Source organism: Pseudarthrobacter sp. (assembly GCF_036675385.1).
Classification (GTDB): Bacteria; Actinomycetota; Actinomycetes; order Actinomycetales; family Micrococcaceae; genus Arthrobacter.
In genome coordinates, this window is sequence record NZ_JAKFFD010000219.1 from 1 (window position 1) to 6,783 (window position 6,783).

Sequence of the window (6,783 nt, forward strand, 5' to 3'; positions counted from 1 at the left end):
TCCGAGGCCATGGCCGATCAGGACGTGGCGGAAGATGTGCGGGCCGTCCTGGAGGAAACCAAGCAGCTCCTTGTGGCCAAGCACGGCTTCAACAACGACGAGCAGGAAGCCTACGTCCAGAAGATCCTGGTCCGTTTCTCCAACCCGCACCTGCCGGACACCGTGAACCGGGTGGGCCGCGCCCCCATGCGCAAGCTCAGCCGGCATGAACGGTTCATCGGCCCCGCGGCTGAACTCGCCGAACGCGGGATCGTGCCCGAGGCGCTGCTGGGTGCCATCGCCGCGGCCCTGCGCTTCACGGACCCCGCCGACGCCGAGGCCACCGAACTCGCGCAGATCCTGGCTTCGTCGTCGCCTGCCGACGCCACAGCCAGGATTACCGGGCTGGCACCGGAGCACCCGCTGTTTGCGGCGGTGTCCACGCTGGTGGAGGAACGCCAGGCGGAAGGGGCGAAGGCGCCGGCCTGACCCCCACCGGCCTGACCCCCACCGCACGCACCCACCCCCAGGACGCTCTCTCACTCAATGTGGGGTTTCGAGCAACCCTCTCGCAGATAATGCGGTTTTTTGGCCAACGCTCTCTCACCTGGATGAGAGAGCGTTGGCGTTTAAGGCACCGAAAGTGAGAGAGGGTCTCGGAGGGATAGGTTCGCAAGCCTTGTGGAATGCTGGGGAGATGACCACGAACCCCGGTGCCCTGACCGCCTTGCTGACTGCCGACGTCGACGGCGGGACCTTCCGCCTCAGGCACGCCGTGTCCGGGGACCTGCCCGCCATTGTGGCGCTGCTGGCCGACGATTCCCTCGGCGCCAGCCGAGAACTGGGCCACGACATGGCGCCGTACGAGCGGGCCTTCGAAGCGATCGACGCCGACCCGTGCCATTTGCTGGTGGTGGGCGAGCACGTGCCGGCCGGGGCGGCTGACGGCCGCGTCGTGGGCACCTTCCAGCTGAGCTTCCTGCCCGGCATCTCGCGGCAGGGCTCCTGGCGCTCGCAGCTTGAGGCGGTCCGTGTGGCGGGCAGCCTTCGTGGCCAGGGCCTGGGAAACCTGATGGTGGGGTGGGCGATCGAGGAATCGAGGCGCCGCGGCTGCACGCTGATGCAGCTGACCACACACAAGTCGCGGACAGCCGCCCATCGGTTCTACGAGCGGCTCGGCTTTGACGCCAGCCATGAGGGCATGAAGCTTACTCTCTGACCCGGCGTCAGGCCTTCTTAGAACCCTTGGGCACAAACAGCGTCTCGGCCTGCTCCAGGGACATGCCGTTGGTCTCCGGCACCTTGAACATCACAAAGAAGAACGACGCCGCCGCGAACAGCGCGTACATGGCGTAGGTCAGCGGCAGGGAAGCCGCGGCCATCACGGGGAAGCTGAGCGTGATGGCAAAGTTGGCCACCCACTGCGCGGCTGCGGCCAGGCCCAAGGCGCGGGCACGGATCCGGGACGGGAAGATCTCACCAAGGAGGACCCAGACCAGCGGGCCCCAGGAAGCGCCGAAGCTGACCACAAAGATGTTGGCCGCCACGAGGGCCACCGGACCCCAGGCGCCCGGCAAGGAGATCTCGGAGCCTGAACCCACGGCGGCGGAGAACGCCAGCGCCATGGTGCCCAGTGAGACCGCCATGCCGATGGACCCGGCCAGGAGAATGGGGCGGCGGCCGATCCGGTCCACCAGTGCGATGGCCACGAGTGTCACCAGGATGTTGGTGATGGAGGTTGCCACCGAGATGGTGAGCGAGTCCTTCTCCTGGAAACCGACGGCCTTCCACAGCGTGGTGGAGTAGTAGAAGATCACGTTGATGCCAACGAACTGCTGCAGGACCGAGAGGACGATGCCCACCCAGACCACTGCCTGCAGGCCGAACGTCTTGCCGCGGAGCGAGCCCTTCTGGCCGGACAGCTTGTCCTCTTCGATGGCGTCCTGGATCTCGCGGATGTGCCGGTCGGTGTCCTCGGACGGGGCGATGGAGTCGAACACCTTGCGGGCTTCGTCTTCCTTGCCCTGGAACACCAGGAACCGCGGGGATTCCGGGAGGGTGTAGGCGATCCAGCCGTAGACCACGGCGGGAACCGCTGCGGCGAGGAACATCCAGCGCCAGGCTTCCAGCCCGAGCCAGAAGGCCTGGTCCGCGCCGCCGGCGGTGGTGGCGAAGAGCGCGTCGGACAGGAGTGCGGCGAAGATACCGGTGGTGATGGCCAGCTGCTGCAGCGACGCCAGCCGGCCACGGACCTGCCGCGGGGAAATCTCGGAAATGTAGGCCGGCGCAATCACCGACGCGAGGCCGATGCCCAGGCCGCCCACCAGACGCCAGAAGATCAGGTCCCAGACGCCGAAGGCGAAGCCGGTTCCGATGGCGCTGACCAGGAACAGCACCGCGCCCAGCTTCATGGCGGGGATGCGGCCGTAGCGGTCGGCGACTTTGCCAGCGAGGAAGGCGCCTGCCGCGCAGCCCAGCAGGGCGATGGCCACGGCGAAGCCGGTCACGGCCTCGGAAAGCGCGAACTCATCCTTGATGGCATCCACTGCACCGTTGACCACGGAGGAGTCGAAGCCGAACAGGAATCCGCCCACCGCGCCTGCGAGTGCCAGCCAGATCACCCGCTGCGGGATCTTGGCGGTGGTCTGCTCCTTGGCGGTGGACATGGTGCTCCCTGGGTTTGGGGGTCGGGTGGATGCGGTGCGGACGTCGTCGGCTGCGGTACCGGCTCGGATGGCCGGCGCACACGCGCTAAACAGTGTGGCACGTCACCGCCCGCCGTTCCACTTGCGACTTGTACCCTCCGAAACAGAAAGACGACGACGGCGGGGTGTGCCGCCGCCGTCGTCTGTCTGTTTCAGGGGAGGCGGCTTAGTGGGCCGCCACGGCAGCTGCGTTTCCCTGCGGGGCCAACTTCGGATCCGTCAGCTTCTTGTTAGGCAGGGCGAAGCTGATCAGGAACGCGATCCCGGTGAGGACGGCTGCGGTGATCATCACGGTGTCGATCGCGTACGCGAAGCCCTCCGTAATGGGCCGGGTGAGCACGCTGTTGGCGGAGTGGAGCCAGCTGGTGTCATTGAGCGATTCGTCCGACGCGCCGTTCTGGAAGAACTCGTAGAGCTTGGCGTTGGCGGGGTCCGCCGCCACCGCCGGGTCGCGCAGCACGGCCTGGTAGTCGGAGCTGGCCATGGCTGACTTCATGGTGTCGGCGATCCGGCTCGCGGCCAGGCTGAACAGCATGGAGATGAACACAGCCGTGCCTACCGCCCCGCCCATGGACCGGAAGAACGCCGCGGAGGAGGTGCCAACGCCCATGTCCTTCGGGGGAACGGAGACCTGCATGGCCAGCGTGAGCGGCTGCATGCAGAAACCCAGGCCCATGCCGAAGAACACGGCGATCACGCCGGGAACCCAGAGGCCCGTGTCCACGCCCAGGGCCAGTCCCATGACCAGCGCGGCGACGGTGAGGATGCCAGTACCCACGATGGGGAAGATCCGGTACGTGCCCGACGCCGAAATGGTGCGGCCCGCCGTGATGGAACCGGTCAGGATGCCCAGGGTGAAGGTGATCATCATCAGGCCGGCTTCCGTGGGTGTGAGCCCTTTGACCAGCTGCAGGTACATGGGCAGCATGGCGATGGCGCCGAACATGCCGATGCCGATGATGAAGTTCAGCAGCGAGGACAGGCCAAAAGTAGCGTTCCGGAAGAGCCGGAGCGGGATCAGGGCGTAGTCTCCGGCGCGCTTTTCAGCCAGCAGGAACCAGATGATGCCCACCGCGCCCAGGCCGTAGCAAAGGAAGGAGTTGAGCGACGCAAAGCCCCAGCCGCGGCCCTGTTCCGCCACCAGCAGCAGCGGGACGATGGCGAGCGTGATGGCGGCCGCGCCGAAGTAGTCGATCTTCTGCTTCACGTGCTTGGCCGGCAGGTGCAGGAACATAAACACCACGGCCAGGGCCGCCAGGCCGATGGGCAGGTTGATGAAGAACACCCAGCGCCAGCCGTCAAAGCCCAGGATGTTGGCCGACCCTGCGAACGCACCGCCCACCACCGGGCCGAGCACGGAGGAGACGCCGAACACCGACATAAAGTAGCCCTGGTACTTGGCCCGGTCCTTGAGGGACACGATGTCGCCGATGATGGTCAGCGCGAGGGCCAGCAGGCCGCCGGCGCCCAGGCCCTGGACGCCGCGGGCGATGGCCAGTTCGGTCATGGAGTGCACTGAGCCGGCGTAGAGCGAGCCGATCAGGAAGATGACGATGGCGATCAGGTACAGCGGACGGCGGCCGAAAATGTCGCTCAGCTTGCCGTACAGCGGCGTGCTGACCGTGGACGTGATGAGGTAGGCGGTGGTGGCCCACGCCTGGAGGGACAGCCCGTCCAGGTCATTGGCGATGGTGTAAATGGAGGTGGACACGATGGTCTGGTCCAGGGATGCCAGGAACATGCCCAGCATGAGCCCCACCATCACGGTGACGATCTGACGCTGTGTCAGGGTTTCGCCGGCGGCACGCACAGCGGTTGTTTTGGACATGGCTTCTCCAGGAAAGAATGAGGGATCGCGCTCGATAGTTGCTTTCAGTAACTATGTTAGTTCGCGTTTCATTCCCGCTGCCAGAGATTTCTTCCGGAAGCTCAGCCCCGCCGCGGACTCCCCCAAGCTGGAGGACCCAGATCAGCGCTCCACGAGGATGCCGTCCGGATCGCACCAGACGGTGACGCCGGGACGGAAGGTCACGCCGTCGAGCACTACATCCACGTCAACCTCACCGGCTCCGGCCTTGGCGCTCTTGCGCGGGTTGCTGCCCAGCGCCTTGACGCCCAGATCCAGTTGGGCGATCGCCTCGCGGTCGCGGATGGCGCCGTTAATTACGACGCCGGCCCAGCCGTTCGCCACGGCGCTCTCGGCGATCATGTCCCCCATCAGGGCTGTGCCCAGCGAGCCGCCGCCGTCCACCACCAGCACGGCGCCATGGCCGGGGGTGGCCAGGGTGGACTTGACCAGGGCGTTGTCCTGGAAGCAGCGGATGGTCCGCACCGGGCCGCTGAAGTGCGAACGGCCGCCGAGGGACTGGAACTGGAGTGAAACGGACGCCAGGGCCTCGCCGCGCTCATCGTATAGATCGGCGGTGTTGACGGGGCTGTTGGTGTTGCCAGCAGATGCGGTCATTGGATCTCCAGGTGTTCAGTGTCGTGGGGCTGCGCGCTGTCCATCGCCACACCAGGCAAGCGCCGTATGGCAAGCGGGGCGATGCAGCCCACGATAGTCTGATTTTCAGAATCACCAACCGTTCCAGGGGGAACCATCATGAGCCTGTCCGACACACCCGCAGCACCGGATCCCAGCGCTGCGTCGGTTCCCGGGGCGGGATTGGAAAGCTCGACGGCGGCGCTCGCCGAGCCGACGCAGAAGGTCACCGCGCGCTGGGTGACCGGGCTGGTGCTGGTCAATGTGGGCATCAACGCCGCCTTCTTCGGCCCCATCAACGTTTTTATCGGCCAGCAGGCCATAGGCATTGACGAGGCCAATAAGGAAGCCATCCTGTCCCTCGTCACAACGTGTGGCGCCGCCGTGTCGCTTGTGGCCAATCCGCTGTTCGGTGCACTGTCCGACCGGACCGTCTCAGGCTTCGGCCGGCGTGCCCCGTGGGTCCTGGCCGGGGCCGTCCTGGCCACGGCTGCGTTGCTGGCCATGTCCGGGGCAACGGCCGTGGCACTGATGGTCCTCTCCTGGTGCCTGGTCCAGCTCGGTGCCAACGCTGCCTACGCGGCCATCACGGCCGCCGTCCCTGACCGTGTTCCGGTCCTGCAGCGCGGCGGAGTGGGCGGGCTGGCGGCAATGGGCCAGACCCTGGGAATCCTGCTCGGCGCAGTTTTTGGCGCGGTGGTCTCGGGGAACTACATGGTGGGGTACACCATGTGTGCGGCCGCCCTGCTGTTCTCCGTGCTGCCGTACCTCTTCCACCGCAATGACCCGCCGCTGCCCAGGGAGCTCCGGCCGCCGTTCAGCTGGGCCGGTTTCCTGCGCGGCTTCTGGATCAGCCCGGCCCGCCACCCCGACTTCGCCTGGGCCTGGCTCACCCGCTTCCTGGTCAACGTCTGCAACCAGCTGACCATCGTGTACCTGCTCTTTTTCCTCCGGGACGTGATCAAGCATGAGGACCCCGCCCTGGGCGTCCTGATACTGACGGGAATCTATGCGGTGATGGTCATGATCACCGCAGTTTTGGCCGGACCGTGGAGTGACCGGGTGGGCAAACGCAAGCCGTTTGTGATCGCCTCCTCCGCCACGATCGCCATGGCAGGACTGATCATGGCGTTTTTCCCGGTGTGGCCGGGGGCCCTGGTGGGGGCCGCCGTGCTGGGCATCGGCTTCGGCGCGTACCTGGCAGTGGACTTCGCGCTGCTGACCCAGGTACTCCCGCAGGCGGCCGACCGGGGCAAGGACATGGGGGTCATCAATGTGGCCAGTTCGTTGCCGCAGGTGTTCGCCCCACTGATTGCCTTCCTCTCCCTGCAGTTCCTGGGCGGGTACGTCACACTGTTCACCGCGGCGGCCGTCATCGGCCTGCTGGGCGCCGTGTTCGTGGTCAAGATCCGGGGGGTCGACTGATTCCGGCTTTTGCCTGTGCCGCGTATAGTTGAGGCGGACTGCAGGCACACGGGATGGGGGACTCTCCGTGCCGCTGCACCATAGAAACACAACCCCGGAATCCTGATGCCCGAGACCCTTTCAGCCCATCCGTCCATGGCCGCCCGGCCCTCCACGCCGCGCCAGCGGCTGCGCTACACGCGCGTCCTTGAG

The 6,783-nt window shown here is 66.4% G+C and carries 5 protein-coding genes and 1 pseudogene; 3 read left to right on the forward strand and 3 right to left on the reverse strand.

Annotation, left to right across the window (positions count from 1 at the left end; genetic code table 11):
- Together V6M49_RS17955 and V6M49_RS17960 are read left to right on the forward strand one after the other, a co-directional pair.
- Window positions 1–468 (forward strand): annotated as a pseudogene (locus V6M49_RS17955) (mannitol-1-phosphate 5-dehydrogenase); the annotation flags it as partial.
- 208 nt (window positions 469–676) lie between these two features.
- A complete protein-coding gene (locus V6M49_RS17960; protein ID WP_141138782.1) occupies window positions 677–1,198 on the forward strand; it encodes a GNAT family N-acetyltransferase in 522 nt (173 codons plus the stop codon).
- Between the two features lie 7 nt (window positions 1,199–1,205).
- Here the strand turns inward: V6M49_RS17960 and V6M49_RS17965 are convergent, their stop codons facing one another.
- From V6M49_RS17965 to rraA, 3 genes are all read right to left on the reverse strand, one after another.
- A complete protein-coding gene (locus V6M49_RS17965; protein WP_141138781.1) occupies window positions 1,206–2,645 on the reverse strand; it encodes a sugar porter family MFS transporter in 1,440 nt (479 codons plus the stop codon).
- A 205-nt stretch (window positions 2,646–2,850) separates the two neighbouring features.
- On the reverse strand, window positions 2,851–4,512 hold the full coding sequence (locus V6M49_RS17970; protein WP_332762462.1) for an MDR family MFS transporter: 1,662 nt from the start codon (window positions 4,510–4,512) through the stop codon (window positions 2,851–2,853).
- Between the two features lie 141 nt (window positions 4,513–4,653).
- Window positions 4,654–5,148 (reverse strand): ribonuclease E activity regulator RraA, encoded by a 495-nt coding sequence (gene rraA, locus V6M49_RS17975; RefSeq protein WP_141138779.1) that lies wholly within the window; start codon window positions 5,146–5,148, stop codon window positions 4,654–4,656.
- Window positions 5,149–5,286: 138 nt separating this feature from the next.
- Here rraA and V6M49_RS17980 point away from each other — a divergent pair, with 138 nt between their 5' ends.
- On the forward strand, window positions 5,287–6,591 hold the full coding sequence (locus tag V6M49_RS17980) for an MFS transporter (RefSeq protein WP_332762465.1): 1,305 nt from the start codon (window positions 5,287–5,289) through the stop codon (window positions 6,589–6,591).
- Window positions 6,592–6,783 lie beyond the last annotated feature (192 nt).